General features: G+C 60.1%; 17 protein-coding genes and 1 rRNA gene. 4 read left to right on the top strand and 14 right to left on the bottom strand.

The features are described from left to right. Window position 1 precedes the first annotated feature (1 nt). The 8 genes from ACQ4W6_RS09095 to ACQ4W6_RS09060 form a co-directional block, all read right to left on the bottom strand. Window positions 2-1,003 (bottom strand): Gfo/Idh/MocA family protein, encoded by a 1,002-nt coding sequence (locus tag ACQ4W6_RS09095; RefSeq protein WP_436566864.1) that lies wholly within the window; start codon window positions 1,001-1,003, stop codon window positions 2-4. Window position 1,004: 1 nt separating this feature from the next. Further along, a complete protein-coding gene (locus tag ACQ4W6_RS09090; protein WP_436566863.1) occupies window positions 1,005-1,820 on the bottom strand; it encodes a DUF3025 domain-containing protein in 816 nt (271 codons plus the stop codon). Between the two features lie 7 nt (window positions 1,821-1,827). Next, window positions 1,828-2,880: a dihydroorotase gene (gene pyrC, locus ACQ4W6_RS09085; protein ID WP_436566862.1), complete on the bottom strand. Its 1,053-nt coding sequence runs from the start codon at window positions 2,878-2,880 to the stop codon at window positions 1,828-1,830. A 157-nt stretch (window positions 2,881-3,037) separates the two neighbouring features. Then, window positions 3,038-3,763 (bottom strand): amino acid ABC transporter ATP-binding protein, encoded by a 726-nt coding sequence (locus ACQ4W6_RS09080; protein WP_099376217.1) that lies wholly within the window; start codon window positions 3,761-3,763, stop codon window positions 3,038-3,040. A 19-nt stretch (window positions 3,764-3,782) separates the two neighbouring features. Then, a complete protein-coding gene (locus ACQ4W6_RS09075; RefSeq protein WP_436566861.1) occupies window positions 3,783-4,475 on the bottom strand; it encodes an amino acid ABC transporter permease in 693 nt (230 codons plus the stop codon). A gap of 1 nt (window position 4,476) precedes the next feature. Then, window positions 4,477-5,226, bottom strand: a complete 750-nt coding sequence (locus ACQ4W6_RS09070) for an amino acid ABC transporter permease (protein WP_436566860.1) — start codon at window positions 5,224-5,226, stop codon at window positions 4,477-4,479. 100 nt (window positions 5,227-5,326) lie between these two features. Further along, window positions 5,327-6,283, bottom strand: a complete 957-nt coding sequence (locus tag ACQ4W6_RS09065; protein ID WP_436566859.1) for an amino acid ABC transporter substrate-binding protein — start codon at window positions 6,281-6,283, stop codon at window positions 5,327-5,329. 194 nt (window positions 6,284-6,477) lie between these two features. After that, a complete protein-coding gene (locus tag ACQ4W6_RS09060) occupies window positions 6,478-8,328 on the bottom strand; it encodes an ABCB family ABC transporter ATP-binding protein/permease (protein ID WP_436566858.1) in 1,851 nt (616 codons plus the stop codon). 136 nt (window positions 8,329-8,464) lie between these two features. Here ACQ4W6_RS09060 and ACQ4W6_RS09055 point away from each other — a divergent pair, with 136 nt between their 5' ends. Continuing rightward, on the top strand, window positions 8,465-8,830 hold the full coding sequence (locus ACQ4W6_RS09055; RefSeq protein ID WP_436567093.1) for an acyl-CoA thioesterase: 366 nt from the start codon (window positions 8,465-8,467) through the stop codon (window positions 8,828-8,830). 16 nt (window positions 8,831-8,846) lie between these two features. Further along, window positions 8,847-10,436 (top strand): alkaline phosphatase D family protein, encoded by a 1,590-nt coding sequence (locus ACQ4W6_RS09050; RefSeq protein ID WP_436566857.1) that lies wholly within the window; start codon window positions 8,847-8,849, stop codon window positions 10,434-10,436. A 17-nt stretch (window positions 10,437-10,453) separates the two neighbouring features. Here the strand turns inward: ACQ4W6_RS09050 and ACQ4W6_RS09045 are convergent, their stop codons facing one another. The 4 genes from ACQ4W6_RS09045 to ACQ4W6_RS09030 form a co-directional block, all read right to left on the bottom strand. Further along, on the bottom strand, window positions 10,454-12,136 hold the full coding sequence (locus ACQ4W6_RS09045) for a long-chain-fatty-acid--CoA ligase (protein ID WP_436566856.1): 1,683 nt from the start codon (window positions 12,134-12,136) through the stop codon (window positions 10,454-10,456). A 60-nt stretch (window positions 12,137-12,196) separates the two neighbouring features. Next, window positions 12,197-13,879: a long-chain fatty acid--CoA ligase gene (locus ACQ4W6_RS09040; protein WP_436566855.1), complete on the bottom strand. Its 1,683-nt coding sequence runs from the start codon at window positions 13,877-13,879 to the stop codon at window positions 12,197-12,199. 277 nt (window positions 13,880-14,156) lie between these two features. Further along, window positions 14,157-15,215 (bottom strand): aminopeptidase, encoded by a 1,059-nt coding sequence (locus ACQ4W6_RS09035; RefSeq protein WP_436567092.1) that lies wholly within the window; start codon window positions 15,213-15,215, stop codon window positions 14,157-14,159. 10 nt (window positions 15,216-15,225) lie between these two features. Then, window positions 15,226-17,301: a molybdopterin-containing oxidoreductase family protein gene (locus ACQ4W6_RS09030; RefSeq protein ID WP_436566854.1), complete on the bottom strand. Its 2,076-nt coding sequence runs from the start codon at window positions 17,299-17,301 to the stop codon at window positions 15,226-15,228. Window positions 17,302-17,506: 205 nt separating this feature from the next. On the opposite strand from ACQ4W6_RS09030, the gene ACQ4W6_RS09025 reads away from it, so the two are divergent. Next, window positions 17,507-18,700, top strand: coding sequence for a M20 aminoacylase family protein (locus ACQ4W6_RS09025; RefSeq protein WP_436566853.1), 1,194 nt, complete (start codon window positions 17,507-17,509; stop codon window positions 18,698-18,700). Window positions 18,701-18,712: 12 nt separating this feature from the next. Here the strand turns inward: ACQ4W6_RS09025 and ACQ4W6_RS09020 are convergent, their stop codons facing one another. Next, entirely contained in the window at window positions 18,713-19,597 is an 885-nt protein-coding gene (locus ACQ4W6_RS09020; RefSeq protein ID WP_436567091.1) for an NAD(P)-dependent oxidoreductase, read from the bottom strand. A gap of 120 nt (window positions 19,598-19,717) precedes the next feature. Here ACQ4W6_RS09020 and ACQ4W6_RS09015 point away from each other — a divergent pair, with 120 nt between their 5' ends. Further along, on the top strand, window positions 19,718-20,278 hold the full coding sequence (locus ACQ4W6_RS09015; protein WP_436566852.1) for an acyloxyacyl hydrolase: 561 nt from the start codon (window positions 19,718-19,720) through the stop codon (window positions 20,276-20,278). 155 nt (window positions 20,279-20,433) lie between these two features. Here the strand turns inward: ACQ4W6_RS09015 and rrf are convergent. Beyond that, window positions 20,434-20,529, bottom strand: a 5S ribosomal RNA gene (gene rrf / locus ACQ4W6_RS09010); the annotation flags it as partial.

Raw genomic sequence — 20,529 nt, 5'->3', positions numbered from 1 at the left:
ATTATGCGTGGTCGGCGCCGTCATCGGCACTGTAAACCAGACCGATCTGCCCGCGCATGGTGTCAAGGTTGTGCATCAGCGCCACGCTTTCCGCGTGCGGCATGACAGGGCTTTCCAGCAAACCGGCGCGGATGCAGCGCATCGCTTCGATCGCCTCGTGCGCGTAGCCGTTGCCCAGGTGCGGCACGGCGATCACGCGGCGCTCGCCATCCATCGGCTCGACCACCAGGTACTCCGGTTTATAAAAACGGTTGGGCAGGCGGATGCGGCCAAGGCTGCCCGAAATGGTCATTTCGGTAGGTGTCAGCGCGCGCAGGCTGCAGGCGCAGGACGAAGTGCCGCCGCCCGCGTGCAGCAGCGAGAACACCACCTGCTCATCGACGCCGGTGGCGCCCATCTCTGCCAGCGCCTGAGCCTGCGACACGGGGCCGAGGAAGAAGGCCGCCATCGATAGCGGATAAATACCGACATCGAGCAGCGCGCCGCCACCGAGTTCGGGATTGAACATGCGGTGTTCGGGCGGAAAATCGGCGACAAAGCCGATATCGGCTTGCACCTGCTGCAGCACGCCGATCTCGCCGCTGGCGATGATGCGCCTGGCTTCCTGCACGGCTGGCAGGAAACGGCTCCACATGGCTTCCATCAGGAACAACTTTTTTTCGTACGCCAGATCGACCACGGCCTGCGCTTCGCGCGCGTTCATGGTGAACGGCTTTTCGCAGACGACATGCTTGCCGGCGGCCAGGCACATCAGGGCATTTTCCGCATGCAGGGTGTGCGGCGTGGCGATGTAGATGACGTCCACGCCGGCGTCGTCGGCCAGCGCCTGATACGAGCCATGGCAACGTTCGATGCCGAATTCGGCGCCGAAATCGTGCGCGCCGGCGCTGCTGCGCGAGGCCACCGCCACCAATTGCGCACCGGGCGCATCGCGCAAGCCATTGGCCATCGCGCGGGCGATTTTTCCGGTACCAAGGATGCCCCAGCGGATGATGTTTTCCATGCTAATGGTCTCTTTCTGCGGGTGCTCTTCGTTTCGGCCGAAACACCGCCGCGTCATTGTAAAAATCGTCGTCCTGGCCTTCGCACCAGCCGGGCAAGCCCAGTACGGGCAGTGGCGTAAAATCGGCCGTGCTCAAGCCTTGCTCTGCCAGGTCTTGCGCTACCCGTTCGTCGAGCCAGGCGCGCCGCGCCGCATCGTCCAGCGCGAAATAGGCATCGCTGGCGAAGATCACGCGCGTGTGCGCCGTGATGGCTTTGTAGGGTGCCACCAGTTTTTCCATCAGTGCGTGGCCAAACAGCCAGACATCGGCATCTCCGCCGACGCCAAATTTGTCGCGCTGGACGATGAAGGCGCTGCGCCAGTCATGCCCGCGCAACGCCTCTTCCAGCGCACGCCCGGCATCGCTGTCGCGCAGCACCAGCAAGGCTGAATTTTCATCAAAAATCGTGGCGCCGTCGCGCGCCGGGCCGCGCGATTTACCCACGCCGGACAGGGCGATCTGCGCCGCCTGCAACGCATTCAACTGCCGCTTGATACGGGGGAAAGTCAGCCACACCAGCGCATTGAAAAAATCGTGCAGATTATCGCGCGTGGGCACGCCGCCCGTGGCGCCGATGAACTCTTCGTAGGCCACACCTTCGGGCAAATCGCTTTGCGGCACGAAGGCCAGCGGCAAACCGGACGGATTACGCAAGTCCAGCGCCCGCGCCTGCCCGTTGAGCGCCTGGACCACCGTGTCGCGCTGCAGGTCCAGCTGCCGTCGGGCCGGCAGCACCGTGGCATACCAGGGACGGGTCCAGTCTATCGATGGCAGCATGGAATGATTACACCATTTTCCAGTTGATTTGCTCGCCGGCATTGAGCGGGATGACATGGCTGTCGCCCAGCGGCAGCGAGGCTGGCATGGTCCAGCTTTCGCGCTTCAAGGTAATGGTATCCGTGTTGCGTGGCACGCCGTAGAAGGCCGGGCCGTGGAAGCTGGCAAACGCCTCCAGTTTATCGAGCGCGCCGGCGCGCTCGAATGCTTCGGCATACATTTCCATCGCATGCAGGGCCGTGTAGCAGCCGGCGCAGCCGCATGCCATTTCCTTGGCGCCTTGCGCGTGCGGCGCCGAGTCGGTGCCGAGAAAGAAACGCTCGTCGCCGCTGACGGCGGCCGTCATCAGCGCCAGGCGGTGTTCCTCGCGCTTGAGGATGGGCAGGCAGTAGTAATGGGGACGGATGCCGCCCTTGAAGATCTCGTTGCGGTTGTACAGCAGATGATGCGCCGTGATAGTGGCGGCGATCGGCCCTTCCGCTTCGGCCACGTATTGCGCCGCGTCCTTGGTGGTGATGTGCTCGAACACCACGGCGAGGGCCGGGAAGGCGCTGCGCAGCGGGCGCATCACGCGTTCGATGAAGACGGCTTCGCGGTCGAAAATATCGATTTCCGGGTCCGTCACTTCGCCGTGCACGAGGAAGGGCATGCCCACTTCCTGCATCACTTCGAGCACCTTGTAGCAGTTTTTCAGGTCCGTCACGCCCAGATCGGAATTGGTGGTGGCGCCGGCCGGATACAGTTTCACGGCTTGCACGATGCCGCTGTCCTGGGCGCGGCGGATTTCATCGGGCAAGGTGTTGTTCGTCAGGTACAGCACCATCAGCGGATCAAAGTTCACGCCTTCCGGCACGGCGGCCAGGATGCGTTCGCGGTAAGCGGCAGCATCGGCCGTGGTGGTGACGGGCGGTTTCAGATTCGGCATGACGATGGCGCGGCCGAACTGGCGCGCGCTGTGCGGCAGCACGCTGGCCATGACGGCGCCATCGCGCAGGTGCAAATGCCAGTCGTCAGGACGGGTGATGGTGATGGAAGTTGGGGTGTGATCGAGTGTGGACATGGCGGCTGCTCTCAGGCGGTCATTGCGGATAACTCCATTTTACCAGCCGCAGAGCCCCTTTACCGGCGGCGCGGCAGCTTGTCCAGCGCCAGTGTGGCGCCGGACATTTGTCTGAGTACGGGCATTGCCAATGCCCGTTCAGTGAATTGCCGAATGCTTAGTGAATGATTTTAGCCAGGAAGTCGCGCGCACGGTCCGAGCGGGTGGTGTTGAAGAAATCATCCTTGCTGCAATCTTCGATGATCTTGCCCTGGTCCATGAAGACGATGCGGTTGGCCACGCGCTTGGCAAAACCCATTTCGTGGGTCACGACCATCATCGTCATGCCTTCCTGCGCCAGCCCCACCATCACGTCGAGCACCTCGTTGATCATCTCCGGGTCGAGCGCGGAAGTCGGTTCGTCGAACAGCATGGCGATCGGGTCCATCGACAGCGCCCTGGCGATCGCCACGCGCTGCTGCTGGCCGCCCGACAGCTGGCCGGGAAATTTATCCTGCTGCGACAGCAAGCCCACGCGGTCCAGGTATTTCAAGCCCTTGGCATTGGCTTCATCGGCGCTGCGCCCCAGCACCTTGATCTGGCCGATGGTCAGGTTTTCGCGGATCGACAGGTGCGGGAACAGCTCGAAATTCTGGAACACCATGCCGATGCGCGCGCGCAGTTTCGACAGGTTCGTCTTCGGGTCGTTGACGCTGATGCCGTCGACAATGATTTGCCCCTGCTGGATCGGTTCGAGGCCATTGACCGTCTTGATCAGCGTCGACTTGCCGGAACCGGACGGGCCGCAAATGACCATCACGTCGCCCTTGGCTACCTTGGTAGTACAGTCAGTCAGCACCTGGAACTGGCCATACCATTTGCTGACGTTATTGAGTTCGATCATCTTGTTCTTTCTTTCTCGGTTAGCGAATGATGGCGACGCGTTTCTGCAGGCGTTTTACCAGGAACGACAAGGCAAAGCACAGCACGAAATACACCACGGCGACAAACACGTACATCTCCACCAGGCGGCCATCGCGCTGGGCGATTTTCGAGGCGGCGCCGACGAAATCGGGAATCGACAGCACATACACCAGCGACACGTCCTGGAATAGCACGATGGTTTGCGTCAGCAGCACAGGGATCATGTTACGGAAGGCCTGTGGCAGCACGATGCTGGCCATGGTCTGCGCGTAATTCATGCCCAGCGCCTGGCCCGCCCACACCTGGCCGCGGGGAATCGACTGTATGCCGCTGCGCATGATCTCGCAATAGTATGCCGCCTCGAACATGATGAAGGTGATCAGTGCGGACGAAAACGCGCCCACCTTCACGGGTTCATCGGCACCGATGATCCAGGCGGCGATATACGGCACCAGGAAGTAGAACCAGAAGATCACCAGCACCAGCGGGATCGAGCGTATCAGGTTGACGTAGCTCGATGCCACGCCCGAGACGATGCGGTTGCCCGACAAGCGCATCAGCGCCAGCAAGGTGCCCAGCACGATGCCGCCAACCATGGCCAGCGCCGTCAGTTTCAGCGTAAATACCATGCCGGTCTGGAACAGGTACACCCACGAACGGGAGATGACGTCGAAGTCGAAATTACCAAACATGTCAGTGTCCTCCCGTCTTGGCGCCGGCGACGATGAAGCCGGGAATGGCGGCCTTTTTCTCGATCAGATGCATCAGCACCACCACCAGCAAATTGACGACGATGTAGATGATGGTGGCGGCCGAAAACGCCTCGAATACCTGGAACGAAAACTCCTGGATGGCGCGCGCGCTGGCTGTCAGTTCTACCAGGCCGATGGTCAGTGCCACGGAACTGTTCTTGATGATGTTCAAAAACTCGCTGGTCAGGGGCGGCATGATGACGCGCGCCGCCATCGGCAGCAAAATGAAACGGTAGGTTTGCGGCAGGGTCAATCCCAGCGCCGTGCCGGCCAGTTTCTGCCCGCGCGGCAGCGCCTCGATCCCCGTCGTCACCTGCACGGCGACGCGCGAAGACGTGAAAAATCCCAGGCACAAAACAGCCGTGACGAACGGCGCGTTCGGCAACGACTTGACCCAGTTGCCCATGTCGGTGGGCAGCAGTTCCGGCATGACGAAATACCAGAGGAACATCTGCACCAGCAGCGGCACGTTGCGGAACAATTCGACATACGCGTTGGCCACGCCCACCACCCATTTATTCGGCAAGGTGCGCACGGTGCCGATCACCAGCCCCAAAACCAGGGCCATGATCCAGGCCGCGCCGGCCGTGGCCAGGGTCCAGACCAGACCGGACCACAGGGTGTCCATATACGTGCCGACGCCATCGGGTGACATCTCCCAGAAGATGCGCCAATTCCAGTTGTAATTCATGATCATCCTTCCCTTGCAGCTCAAGGGCAGCGGCCAGCCGGCCACCCGCCCCGCAAATGAAACGGGAGGCTTGCGCCCCCCGGTTTTTTACGCAGTCTTGTTATTTTTTCCGTTTATCCGACGTCTTCTGCGCTTCGGGCACGGCCGCATACGCCGCCGGATCACCGGAGTCGGTCGGATTCATGAAGACCGCCTTCAATTGCGGCGGCATGGGGAATTTCAAGTTGATGTTTTTCGGCGGGATCGCCGAGGTAAACCACTTGGCGTAGATGCGGTTGATGTCTTCGCTCTTGTACAGGCGGATCAGCGCATCGTCGACGACCTTCTTGAAGACCGGGTCGTTCTTGCGCAGCATGATGCCGTAGGGCTCGACGGACAACGCTTCCTTGGTAATTTCGTAGTCGTTCGGATTCTTCGAATTGGCCACTTGCGACGCCAGCAAAATGTCATCGTTGGCTTCGGCTACCGCGCGGCCCGTTTCCAGCATCAGGAACGATTCAGGATGGTCCTTGGCGATGGCGATATTCATGCCCAGGTTTTTTTCCTTGTTCAGTATCGTCATCTGCTTGACGGTGGAGGTACCGGCCGTGGCGACCAAAGTCTTGCCGCGCAAATCGTCCAGCGTCTTGATGTTCGAGGTTTTTTTCGACAGCACGCGGTTGCCGATGACGAACATGGTGGGGGCGAACGCCACCTGCTGCTGGCGTTCCAGGTTGTTCGTGGTCGAACCACATTCGAGGTCGATGGTGCCGTTGGCCATTAGCGGGATGCGGTTGGCCGAAGTGACAGGGCTCATCACCACTTTCAATTCGCTCATGCCCAGATGCTTTTGCAGGGCCGTGACTACTTTCATGCACAGGTCGATCGAGTAACCCTGGTATTGCTGCTTGTCATCAAGATAGGAGAAGGGTACGGAGCCGTCGCGCACACCGAGGGTGACGGAACCGGCTTTCTTGATCTTGGCCAATGTGCCGGTCAATTCCTGGGCCTGGGCAGGCGCCATGCTGCTGAAGACGCCGACGCTGAGCAGTGTGGCGATGATTTTGGTCAATTTCATAAATTCTCCTGGGCGGACAAACCGAATGTATTCCGGACGAAACAACTGTGGTGCAGACGCCACCAATGGAATTAATTTTATTTCATTTTTAGCGCTGGCGAGCCGTTTTCTGCGATTGCCCTCAAATAGGCGCTATACGCGCGCCTGAATCACGGCGCCTGTAGCATTTTTCCTACTGATTTCCCATTCCCGATTTATTTTGCCGGTGCCAGCCCCGCCAGCTCGTCCTCTTCCGCATCATCGTCCATATTCGCCTGCTGGCGTTGCCACATCTGCGCATACAGGCCGTTCGCGGCCAGCAATTGTGGATGTGTGCCCCGCTCGACGATGCGGCCATGGTCGAGCACCAGGATTTGCTGGGCGTCCGCCACCGTCGACAGGCGGTGGGCAATCACCAGGGTGGTGCGGTTTTTGGCGATTTCCTTCAGTTGCGACTGGATCGCCTGCTCGGCCTTGGAGTCGAGCGCCGAAGTGGCTTCATCGAAGATCAGGATGGCCGGATCTTTCAGCAAGGTACGGGCGATGGCCACGCGCTGCTTTTCGCCACCCGACAGCTTCAAGCCCCGCTCGCCCACCATGGAGTTGTACCCATCTGGCAAACTTTCAATGAAATCATGGATCGATGCCGCCTTGGCCGCCGCCACGATGGCGTCCTTGCTGGCGCCCGGCTTGCCGTAGGCGATGTTGTATTCGATGGTGTCATTGAACAAGACCGTGTCTTGCGGCACGATGCCGATGGCGGCGCGCAGCGAGTCCTGCGTGATATTGCGCAAATCCTGGCCATCGATGGTGATGCCGCCGCCATCGACTTCATAGAAGCGGAACAGCAGGCGCGACAGGGTCGACTTGCCCGAACCGCTATGCCCCACCACGGCCGTGGTGGTGCCGGCTGCGATATGGAAATCCACGTCGAACAGGATTTGCCGCTTGGCTTCATAGCTGAAGTCCACATGCGCGAAACGCACGGCCGCGCCATGCGTAACGAGCGGCCTGGCGCCCGGCGTATCGGCAATTTCGCGGTTTTCGTTCAGCAGGGAGAACAAGCGCTCCATGTCGGCCAGGCTTTGCTTGATTTCGCGGTAAATCACGCCCAGGAAATTGAGGGGAATATACAGCTGGATCATGAAGGCGTTCACCAGCACCAGGTCGCCCAGGGTCATCGTGCCGTCGATTACACCCACCGTGGCGCGCCACAAAATCAAGGTGACGGCCGTGGCGATGATCAGCGACTGGCCCGTATTGAGCAAGGACAAGGAAGTCTGCGATTTGACAGCGGCCGATTCATAGCGCTGCAAGCCTTCGTCATAGCGCTTCGCCTCGTAATCCTCGTTGCCGAAATACTTCACGGTTTCATAGTTGATCAGCGAATCGATGGCCTTGGTATTGGCTTTTGAGTCGAGGTCATTCATGGTCCGGCGGAAATGCGTGCGCCAGTTCGTCACCAGTACGGTAAACGTAATGTACGACACCAGCGCGACGGCCGTGATCACGGTGAACCAGATGTCGTAATGCAAGACCAGATAGCCGAGCACCAGGGTAATTTCCACCAACGTCGGCAAGATATTGAACAAGGTGTAGGAAATGAGCGAACCGACGCTGCGCGTACCGCGTTCGATATCGCGCGTCATGCCGCCCGTTTGCCTGTTCAAGTGAAAGCGCAAGGAGAGCGCATGCAGGTGGCGGAACACTTGCAGCGCAATGGTGCGCACGGCGCGCTGCGTGACGCGGGCAAACAGGAATTCGCGCAGCTCGGTAAACAAGGTGGTCGACAGGCGCAGCAAGCCATACACCACCAGCAAGCTTACCGGCAACACCAGCAGCGCTTGCGGATGGGTGACCGTGATCGTCATGGCGTCGACGAGTTTTTTCAGTATCAGGGGCACGCCCACGTTGGCCAGCTTGGCACCCACCAGGCATAGCAGCGCCAGCAGCACCCGCCATTTGTAGACCCACAGATACGGTAGCAAGGTCTTGATGGTGGCGAAATCGCTGTGGTTGGCGGAGGCTGGAGAGCGGGGCGGAGGGGAAGTCTGGGAACGGCGCATGGCGAAGGTCGGCTTTTTATGGTTCAATCGGGGCAATTGTAGCCTTTCATGAGAATAAAAGATGAGCACCTCCCCCAACCGCCCTGACAACTGCCTCGCTTCCGGCCTGCCCGCCGGAAAAATGCCCGAACTGCGCATGATGCCCGCGCCGTCGGACGCCAATGTGTACGGCGACGTCTTTGGCGGCTGGATCATGGCGCAAGTCGATATTGCCGGCTCGCTGCCCGCCACGCGGCGTGCCAACGGTCGTGTCGCCACCATTGCCGTCAATTCATTCATCTTCAAAAATCCCGTCTTCGTCGGCGATCTACTCTCTTTCTACGCCGATATCGTCAAGATTGGCAATACCTCGATCACCGTCAATGTCGAAGTATATGCCGAGCGCAACCGCCTGCAGGCGTGCATCGTGAAAGTCACGGAAGCGACCCTGATCTATGTGGCCACCGATTCCGACCGCAAGCCGCGCCAGGTGCCACCGATCGAGACCCTGCTGTCGCATTAGTTCCACAACCGTCCACATGGATAGCCAGCGCCGCATCTTCCTGCTCAGTGCTGCGCGCATAGGCGCACTGGCCGCCGCGGGCAGCGTGCTGTCAGGCTCCAGTGCCGGCGCCGCCACGCGCCTGAACGGCAGCGGCTATCCATTCGCGCTCGGCGTCGCCTCAGGTTCGCCCCTGCCCGACGCCATCGTGCTGTGGACGCGCATCTGCTACGACCCGCTGCAAGCGGCAGCCACGCCGGCCATCGCCTTGAACGTGCGCTGGGAAATGGCAGACGATGCAGCATTCCGGCGCATCGTCGCCAAGGGGCAAGCCACGGCCATGCCCGAACTGGCGCACAGCGTGCACATCGACGTGGGCGGCCTGGCGCCCGGGCGCTGGTACTGGTACCGCTTCATGTTTGGCGACGCCGTCAGTCCCGTGGGCCGCACGCGTACGGCACCTGCAGCCGATTCCCTGCCCGCATCGCTGAAACTGGCCGTGGCCTCGTGCCAGCACTGGGAATTTGGCGCGTATGCAGCGCACCGGCATATCGCCGCAGCCGCACCCGACCTGGTGGCTTTCCTGGGCGACTACATTTATGAGTGGGGGCCGTACCAGCTGCAACATCCGAGCCGGGCCATACGCACGCACGAAAGTTTCAGCCTGGACGACTACCGCGCCCGCTACGCGCAGTACAAGAGCGACAAGGACTTGCAGGGCGCGCACCTGGCCGCGCCATGGATCGTGACGTGGGATGACCATGAAGTGGCCAACGATTATGCCAACGACCGCGACGAATTGCTCACGCCCACGTTCCTGCAGCGCCGCGCGGCCGCCTACCAGGCGTTTTATGAGCACATGCCGCTGCGCCTGCTGCCGCTGGGACGGCGCGGCTTTGTCGACATGCGCATCTATCAGCGCTATGACTGGGGCCGACTGGCGCGCTTCCACGTGCTGGATGACCGCCAATACCGCGCCTACCACGCTTGCGCCAAAGCGGGCCGCGGCGGCTCGAATTCCGTCACTACGCGCAACTGCCCCGAACTGGGCAAGCCGGAGCGCACCATGCTGGGCGAGGAACAGCAGCGCTGGCTGCAAACGGGCCTCGACAACTCTCCCGCCCGCTGGAACATTTTGGCCCAGCAAACCCTGATGGCACAATCGAGCCAGGTACCCATCGCCCGCCCCGGCGATGAACGCATCTGGACCGATGGCTGGGATGGCTATCCGATGGCACGCCAGCGCCTGCTCGACGCCCTGCACAGCAGCGGCGCGCGCAACCCGCTGGTGCTGTCGGGCGACGTGCACACGTTTTATGCCACGGAATTGAGCCGCGATGCCGTGCGGCCCACCAGCACGGACAACCCCGTGCTGGCGACCGAGTTTTGCGGCACCTCAATCACGTCCAGCTCGCGCCCGCAGGCGCGTACGGCCGAGTACGTGGCGATGAACCCGCACATCCGCTACGGGCGCAGCGACAAGCGCGGCTATATGTTGATGGAAATCACACCGGAGAAGACCACGACCCTGTTCCAGGGCCTGGAAAATGTACGCGACAGTGAATCAAACATCGCGACACTGGCCAGTTTTACCGTCCAGGACGGCAAAGCTGGCCTGCTGAGATAAGATTGCAGAAATAAAACTCAAGCGACTTTCTTTTCGTCGCGCAATTGACGACGCAAGATCTTGCCGACGTTGGTCTTCGGCAATTCATCGCGGAACTCGATGTATTTCGGTTTCTTGTAAGCCGTCAATTCATGCTTGCAATGCTCGCGGATCTGCTCCACCGTCAAATTCGGATCCTTGCGCACGACAAACACTTTCACGGCTTCGCCCGCGTTGGCGTCCGGCACGCCGATGCATGCGCATTCGAGCACGCCTGGGCACGCAGCGACCACCTCTTCCACTTCGTTCGGGTACACATTGAAACCCGAGACGATGATCATGTCTTTCTTGCGGTCGACGATCTTCACATAGCCGCGCTCGTCCATGACGCCCACGTCGCCCGTCTTGAAGAAGCCGTCCGCCGTCATCGACTTGGCCGTTTCGTCCGGACGCTGCCAGTAGCCGGCCATCACTTGCGGACCGCGCACGGCAATTTCGCCTGGCTCGCCCAGCGGCACTTCCACGCCGTCGTCATTCAAAATGGCCACTTCCGTCGATGGGAATGGCAAGCCGATGGTGCCCGTAAATTCCGTGATATCGACGCGGTTGCCCGTCACCACGGGCGAGGTTTCCGACATGCCATAGCCTTCGATCAGCGGGCAGCCCGTCAGTTTCAACCAGCGCTCGGCCACGTTGCGCTGCAGGGCCATGCCGCCGCCGTTGCACACCTTGTAGCTGGAGAAATCGAGCTTGGCGAACTCGGCATTGTTCAACAGCGCGTTGTACAGGGTATTGACGGCGGGGAAGACGACGATCTTGTGCTTGGCCAATTCCTTCACGAAACCGGGTATGTCGCGCGGGTTGGGGATCAGCACGTTCAAGCCGCCCACGCGCATGCCCATCAGGGCGCTGACCGTCAGCGAATAGATGTGATACAGGGGCAAGGCGCACATGAATCCCATCGAGGTGGCGCGCATTTCGGGCGTCATCACGGGCGAGATCCACGCCTCGTTTTGCAGCACGTTGGCGATCACATTACGATGCAACAACATGGCACCTTTCGATATGCCGGTAGTGCCGCCCGTGTATTGCAGGAAGGCAATATCGTCATGCCCCTGCTGCACCGGCGTCAAGGTCAGGCGTGCGCCCTCGGCCAGCATCTTGTTGAAACTGATGGCGCCTGGCAAGGAGAACGCTGGCACCATTTTCTTGATCTTGCGCACGACGAAGTTGACGATCGTGCCCTTCAGGCCGCCCAGCAAATCGCCCATGGTGGCGACGATCACATGCTTGACCTGGGTATGCGGCAGCACCTGCTCGACCGTGGTGGCGAAGTTTTCCAGCACGATGATCGCCTCGCTGCCCGAATCGATCAGCTGATGCTGCAATTCACGCGGCGTATACAGCGGGTTGACGTTGACCACGGTGTAGCCGGCACGCAAGATTGCCGCCATCGCCACCGGATACTGCAGCACGTTCGGCAGCATGATCGCCACGCGCGAACCCGGCTGCAGGCCCTTGCTTTGCAGCCAGGCGCCCATCTGCAGTGACAGCTTGTCGAGTTCGCGGTAGGTGATGAATTTATCCATGCACACGAAGGCGTTGCGCTCCGCATATTTCTGGAACGACTCTTCCAGCAAATGCGTGACGGAGCGGTATTGCGTGCAGTCGATCTCTGCGGGAACGCTGTCCGGGTACGACTTCAACCAAATCTTGTCCATCTATTGCCTCATCTTTATCTGTATGAAAGGGGGCGCGGCCTGACGCGCACCCGGCACTGTTTATGCTGCTATCTTCTTCTCGTCACGCAAGGCGCGACGCAAAATCTTGCCGACGTTGGTCTTCGGCAGTTCATCACGGAACTCGATGTATTTCGGCCGCTTGTAGCCTGTAAATTGTTCCTTGCAATATGCCATCAAGACCTCCGCCGTCAGGTTCGGGTCCCTGCGCACCACGAATACTTTGACGGCCTCGCCCGAATGTTCGTCCGGCACGCCGATGCATGCGCACTCGAGCACGCCCGGATGGGCCGCGATGACGGCCTCGACTTCGTTCGGATACACATTGAAGCCCGAGACGAGGATCATGTCTTTCTTGCGGTCGACAATCGTCACGTAACCACGCTCGTCCATGATGCCCACGTCGCCCGACTTGAAGTAGCCGTCCGGCGTCATGACCTTGGCCGTCTCATCGGGACGGTTCCAGTAGCCCGTCATCACTTGCGGGCCGCGGATGGCGATTTCGCCCCTTTGGCCCAGCGCCACTTCCTTGCCGTCATCGTCGAGGATGGCGATATCGGTCGATGGCACGGGCAAGCCGATGGTGCCGGAGAACACCGTGCTGTCGGCGCGGTTGCAGGTGGCCACTGGCGACGTTTCCGACAAGCCATAGCCTTCGATGATGGACACGCCCGTCACTTGCAGCCACTTGTCGTTGACGGCTTGCTGCACCGCCATGCCGCCGCCATTGGCGATTTTCAAGCCCGAGAAGTCGAGCTTGGCAAAGTCGGGATGGTTTACCAGTGCGTTGTACAGTGTATTAACCGCTGGCAACAAGTTGAATTTGTACTTGCCCAGCTCCTTGATCAGGCCCGGGATATCGCGCGGATTCGGGATCAAGATATTCAGCGCGCCCATGCGCGTGCCCCACAGCGCGCACGCCGTCAGCGCAAAGATATGGTACAGCGGCAAGGCACAGACGATGATCATCTGTTCCTTGCTGTTCGGATTGAGCGCCACCGATGACCACGTTTCGCTTTGCAGCACGTTGGCGATCACATTACGGTGGCTCAAGGTCGCGCCTTTCGACACGCCCGTGGTGCCGCCCGTGTATTGCAGGAAAGCAGCGTCCTGGATGTTCAGCTCGACGGGCGTGAGTTTCATGCGGCTGCCCAGTGCCAGCGCCTGCTTGAAGCGCATGGCGTTCGGCAAGGAATATGCGGGCACCATCTTCTTGACGTTACGCACGACAAAATTGACGATCATGCCTTTCAAGCCACCGAGCATCTCGCCCATGCTGGCGACGATGATGTGCTTGACGGCCGTCTTGGCCAGCACCTGTTCGAGCGTATGGGCGAAGTTTTCCAGCACGATGATGGCTTCGCTGCCCGAATCGTTGAGCTGGTGCTCGAGTTCGCGCGGTGTATACAAGGGATTGACGTTGACCACCGTGTAGCCGGCGCGCAGCACGGCGGCAATGGCCACCGGATACTGCAGCACGTTGGGCATCATCAGGGCGACTCTGGCGCCTTTTTTCAAGCCGCGGCTTTGCAGCCAGGCACCCAGCTGGCGCGAATAGGTATCGAGTTCGGCATAGGTGAGAAATTTGTCCATGCAGACATAGGCATTGCGGTCTGCATACTTTTGAAACGCTTCCTCCAGCAAATGCACCAGCGAACGATATTGATCAGGATCGATGTCGGCGGGTACGCCGGGAGGATACGACTTCAGCCAAATTTTTTCCATCCTGTGCCTCTTGTCTCGAATAATCGTGGGGGGAGCCGGCGCACCTTGCCGGCGCAGATCATTGCTGTGGATTCTGTCGTCCTGCAGTCAGTTTGAGCATTTAAACGAGCAATTTGTCTATGCTACTAACGCGATGCTATCGGGCGCCGCGCTTCCACGCAAGTGCTTTCAACAGTATTCGAGCAGCAACTCTAAAGGCTTTTTATGCTGCTTTGCAGCATGATAAATCCACTGTTGCAGGATCGCCCGACTCGACGCACGGCACAATCTTTACGGGTTACGGGCTGGACAATTGTTCCAGCGCTCGCCTGCGCTCAGGCTTCTTGATCTGGGACATTGTGTGCACTGCAGCATAAAAAGCACGAAAGTTCTTTTTTTCTTCCAGCAATTTTTTGAAGGCAGGCAAAAATTCATTGTAGGTGGCGACAGAAGCCAGGTGCGCATTGCTCAATGGCTGCTCGAACCAGCGGTCATAACCGGCAAAACCAGCCCAGTTTTGCTTGAGCAACTGATACGCATCTTGCAATGCCGCAAATACCTGCGCCTTGCGCGCACGCTTGTCCGCATCGCTGGCCTCACTCGCATACACGGCTTCCAGTTCGCCCCGGTAGTGCAGCAGCAGGGCCAGGAAATCCTGGCGCCGCGCCGCGTACTGGACATAGGCCGCGCGCATGGTGTCATTGCCTGCACTCGCCAGCCAGCGCTGCACACCGGCCTCTTCCACTGCACCGGCAAACGATTCGTTGAAGGCCGAATCGCCGGGCACGTACACCACCTGATGCGCCAGTTCATGGAAAATCAGGCGCGCCAGTTCCGCATCGTTGTAGTTGATAAAGGTCGACAGCAGCGGATCATCGAACCAGCCCAGGGTGGAATAGGCGGGCACGCCGCCCACCTGCACGTCGTAATGCTGCGCGCGCAGTTCGGCGGCATACGCCAGCGCCTCATCCTTGCTGTAATAGCCGCGATAGCTGACGCAGCCGGCGATGGGGAAACACCATTGCAGCGGCTGCAACGACAGTTCCGGCGTGGCTACCACGCTCCACAGCACGAAGGGACGCGGCAAGGCGGCGTAACGCCGGTAACTGCCGTTGTCGGGCAAGTCCAGCTCGCTGACGGCGAAGCGGCGGATCTCCTGCGCCTTGCGCAGGCGCGCTTTCAGGCGCGGCTCGGTGGTCGGGTCTTGCATCCAGTCATCGATGGGGCGCGCGCCAGACCAGAGCACATATTGCCCCTGCGCCGCCTGGGTGTAATAGCGCAACTGCGTACAGCCGCCCAGCGACAGGCACACGATGCCCAAGGCAAACCGGACGGACCAGCGCGCCAAGGGTGCCAAAGGAGCCACCTTAGGCCGCCTTTTCCACTTCGACCAGCGTATCGTAAAAGGTGGGCGCGCGGCCCATGTCCGTCAAACGCTGGCTGGTCACTTCATTGGCGTTCTTGCCGTCGCTGGCGAGCTTTTTCCACCACACGGACAAGCCCACCACCAAGCCTTTTCTCGCCTTGTCCGTCACCCTGGCCCTGGCGACAAAGGTGCCACGGTCGTTGAAGATGCGCACCATGTCGCCGGCCGTAATGCCGCGCGCGGCGCAGTCATCGGGATGCATGTCCAGGTGCGGCTCGCCCTCGGCCGCGCGCAGGCTTTTGACGTTCACAAAAGTGGAATTGAGAAAATTGCGTGCCGGCGGGGAAATCATGGCCAGCGGATAACGCGCCGCCAGCGCGGGATTGCTGGCCAGCGATTCATACGGCGCAATGTAGGTGGGCAAGGGATCGAGTCCTGCCTGCGCCATGGCGGCCGAATACAACTCGCACTTGCCCGACGGCGTGGGGAAGCCACCCGTGACAAATGGCGCCTCGGGCATGGCCAGCTTTTGCCAGCCCGTGCGTTTCAGCGATTCCCAGTCGAAATGCACGGCGCGCGCATCCGTCGCATCGAACGCCTGCGCCGCCAGCGCATCGTCGCTTTCCTGGAAGCAAGGATCATCAAAACCCATGTGCTGCGCCAGCAGGCGGAAAATTTCCGTATTCGCCTTCGCTTCGCCCAGCGGCGCCACGGCCGCGTTGTTCGCCATCATGTACAAATGGCCGTAAGTGGCATGCGCATCGACGTGTTCCAGCTGCGTGGTGGCGGGCAGCACGATGTCGGCGTAATCGACGGTATCGGTCTGGAAGTGCTCGAGCACGACCGTAAATAAATCTTCGCGGGCAAAGCCCTGCGCCACTTTCGAGGAATCGGGCGCGACCGCCAGCGGATTCGAGTTGTACACGATCACGGCTTCGATTTGCGGACCGAATTCGGGTGAGCTTGCTTTCAATAAATCGTCGCCGATGGTGCTCATGTTGATCGTGCGCGGCGCGCCTTTCAGCAAGTCTGGGCGCTGCAAGGCCTTGCGGTTGATGGGGAAGGAACCCGAGCTCGACAGCTGCATGCCGCCGGCCGCATGGCGCCAGGCCCCCGTCAATGCGGGCAGGCAGGCAATATTGCGCACGGCCATGCCGCCGCCATGCACGCGCTGCACGCCGTAGTTGGCGCGAATGGCCGCACCTTCGCCGTTACGGCAAGTTTGGCCGTACAGGCGTGCCAGTTCCACCACTTCCGTGGCGGTGATGCCGCACACCTCGGCCACGCGTTCCGGTGGCCATTCCAGAGCGCGCTGTTTCAACGCGTCGTAGCCCACAGTGTAGCGTTCGATGTAATCGTGATCGAGCCAATCTTCGGTGATCATGACATGCATCAAACCCAGCGCCAGGGCCGCATCGGTGCCGGGCAGCAAGGCAATGTGCTGATGGCATTTCTCGGCCGTCAGCGAGCGGTAGGGATCGATGGCGATCAGGGTGGCACCGTGCCGCTTGGCCTCCTGGGCGCGCATCCAGAAATGCAAATTCGAGGCGATCGGATTGCCGCCCCATATGATGATCAGCTTGGCCTTCTGAAACTGTTCCAGGTCCGTGCCGATGCTGGCGCCCACAGTGTAGCGGTAGCCGGTAGCGCCGGCCGAGGCGCAGATGGTGCGGTCCAGCAAGGAAGCGCCCAGCTGGTTGAAAAAACGCGACGACATCGATTCGCCCTGCACCAGGCCCATGGTGCCGCAATAGCTGTACGGCAAGATCGCTTGCGGATCGCGCGCGGCGATGGGTTGTAAACGCGCCGCGATGGCCGCCAGCGCTTCCTCCCAGCTGATGCGCTCGAACTTGCCTTCGCCCTTCTTGCCCACACGGCGCAGCGGAGTCAGCAGGCGCTCCGCATGGTAGGTCCGCTCCGTGAAGCGCGAGACCTTGGTGCACAGCACGCCCGCCGTGGTGGGATGGTCTGGATCGCCCTTGACGTTTGTTGCCACGCCATCGGTCACCGTGACCAAGAGGGCGCAGGTATCGGGGCAGTCGAGCGGGCAGGCGGCGCGCACTTGGGTGGTGGTCATGGGGCAATCCAAAAACGTGAGGGAAGGCAATACTGTAAACCATTCCACGTACTTGCTGTTGGCGCTAAGGCAAGCTCTGCCGTGCGCTGGATTTACCCGGCAAACAAGGGCTACAATGCACTATTAGCCGCGCCTGTTTTTGATCAAACATGCGCGGTCCGGCGCGCCCTACATGGCTGCGCGCCAGCATCCACAGGAGAGTCCGATGAAATTAGTTGATCCCATATTGGCGTTTCAATCCGAGCTGCAAGGCATCCGCCGCGACCTGCACGCGCATCCCGAACTGTGCTACGAAGAACAGCGCACCTCGGACGTTGTCGCCGCCAAACTGACCGAATGGGGTATCCCCGTAGTGCGCGGCCTGGGCCGCACGGGCGTGGTCGGCATCATCCAGAATGGCACCTCGAAGCGCGCCATCGGCTTGCGCGCCGACATGGATGCCCTGCCCATGCAAGAAATGAATACTTTCGAGCATGCATCGCGCCACCCGGGCAAGATGCACGCCTGCGGCCATGACGGCCACACGGCCATGCTGCTCGGTGCGGCCCACTATCTGGCGCAGCACCGCCATTTCGACGGCACCGTGTATCTTGTCTTCCAGCCCGCAGAGGAAGGCGGCGCCGGCGCGCGCGAAATGATCGAAGATGGCTTATTCACCCGTTTTCCCATGGATGCCATTTACGGCATGCACAACTGGCCAGGCGCCGAAACGGGCACGCTGAGCGTGGTGGAAGGGCCAATGATGGCTTCCAGCAATGAATTTCACGTCACCGTCAAAGGCAAGGGCGCGCACGCGGCCCAGCCCCACAAGGGCATCGACCCTGTGATGGTGGCCGTGCAGATCGCGCAAAGCTGGCAAAGCGTCATCACGCGCAACAAGAGTCCGCTCGATACGGCCGTGCTGTCGATCACGCAAATCCACGCCGGCAGCGCCACCAACGTGATTCCCGACGATGCCAGCCTCATCGGCACCGTGCGCACCTTCAGCACGCCCGTGCTGGACCTGATCGAAGAGCGCATGCGCGACATCGCCGTGCATACGGCCGCCGCCTTTGGCGCCGAAGTTGATTTTCAGTTCAAGCGCAACTATCCACCGCTGGTCAATCACGCCAGGGAAACGGCCTTTGCCGTCGAGGTAATGAAAAGCGTGGTGGGCGCCGACAAGGTCAACGCTAATGTCGAACCGACCATGGGCGCAGAAGATTTTGCCTTTTTCCTGCAAGAAAAAGCCGGCTGCTACATCTTCATCGGCAATGGCGATGGCGAACATCGCGATGGCGGCCACGGCCTGGGGCCGTGCGTCTTGCACAACGGCAGCTACGACTTCAATGACCAGCTGTTGCCCATCGGCGCCAGTTTCTGGGTAAAATTGGCCGAGGCGAGCCTGCCCGTCACTTGACTGTGCTTGTAATCAACTCAGCTTGTCCGGGCCGTTCCCCAGGCGCTGGCCTGGATTCAACGCTTCCAAGGCCAGCAAGGCCGCCGCATGATCCGCCGTCGGGTAGGTAGCGGCGATGGTTTCATAGCGCTGCGTCACCAGTTGTGTCAGCGGCAGGGTGACGCGGGCGGCCTCGGCAGCCGCGAGGATATTGTGCATATCCTTGATCTGGCTTTTTACCTGGCCGCCGGCGACAAAATTACGTTCCAGCATGCGCTGCCCGTGCACCTCCAAAACCTTGCTCTCAGCAAAGCCGCCGCGGATCGCCGTCCGCACGGCAGCCGCATCGGCGCCTGCCGCCTGGGCCAGCAGCAAGGCTTCGGCCACGATATTCAACGTGGCCCCCACGATCAACTGATTGCACAGCTTGGCGACCTGGCCACTGCCAGCTGGCCCGACCAGAGTTGGCCGGCCCATTGCCGCCAGGATATCTTCGACCCGGGCATAATCACCGGCGCTGGCGCCAGCCATGATGGCCAGGCTCCCCGCCTGCGCCCCGCCGACGCCGCCCGACACGGGTGCATCGACAAAACCATGGCCAGCCGCTTGCAAGCTGGCATGAAATTGCTGGGCTTCGGCTTGCTTGGTGGAGCTCATGTCGATCCAGATTGCGCCAGCAGGCAAGGCTGGCATGGCCTCCTGCAACACTTGCGCCACGATGGGGCCCGCTTCCAGCATCGAGATAATCACGTCCGCGCCGCCAACCGCCTCAGCCACGGCAATGACCGGCTGTGCGCCTGCCGCACGCAGCACTTGCGCCTTGCTGTGCGTGCGATTCCAAACTGTGACAGAATATCCAGCGCGTAGCAGGCACCGGACCATCGGATTGCCCATCAGGCCGATACCGAGAAATGCAATTTTTGTAGAAAGTGTCAATTAAACCCCTGAGATCAACGAGTGGCGAGAACGGCATGCATAGCTAAGTGCCTGCGCAAACAAGACAATAGCCTGTCGGTCAATTTTACGATGAAAGTCTCTATGTTCTTCAAGAAGAATCTCCTCAAATCCATCGCCGCCATTACCGCGCTGATAGCAGCCAATACCGGCTTTGCTGCCGACGACAAACTGATCGACTCTGTCTACGGTGAATATGCCAAGGGTGTGAAAGTGCAAATGGTACGCGCTGGCGTGACTTCGAACTGGGATAAGGCCTGGTTTGTATCGAATGGCACCCAACTGAGTGGTTACTGGGATGCAAGCATTGGTGGCTGGGATGGCAAAAGCTATCGCAATGTCCCTGGCCAGCATCAAAGACTGTGGGATCTGGGCCTTACGCCCGTATTCCGCTTTGAAAATACCAATAGGCTGGGTTTTTATGCGGAAGCCGGGATCGGCGTGCACATGCTGTCGAAACTGTATGATAACGACGATAATCGCCTGTCGACCCATTTCCAGTTCGGCGACCATATCGGCGTAGGCTACATCTTCAATAATAAATGGGAAGTCGCTGCCAAGATCCAGCATTTCTCGAACGGTGGCTACAAGAAACCGAACAGTGGCGTCAATTATATGAATGTCAAAGTCGCTTATCACTTTTAATTGGCTTGATGCAATGACAAAGGCATCGCTACGCGATGCCTTTTTTTACGTCCTTATGCCGTGAAATTCAAATCACCAGACGAAAAAAAACCCAACCATTTCTGGTTGGGTTTTTCTCAAGGAAAAACAGCCGTGGCTATTTCTCCAAATAACAAGCCTGACGATAACCTACTTTCACACTGGTTGCAGCACTATCATCGGCGCAAAGTTGTTTCACGGTCCTGTTCGGGATGGGAAGGGGTGGGACCAAC

The organism is Janthinobacterium woesei (genome assembly GCF_051380875.1).
In the GTDB taxonomy this organism is placed as follows: Bacteria; Pseudomonadota; Gammaproteobacteria; order Burkholderiales; family Burkholderiaceae_D; genus Janthinobacterium.
Note: the sequence above shows the minus strand (reverse complement) of the source record. Positions and strands in the feature narration are given on the sequence as shown.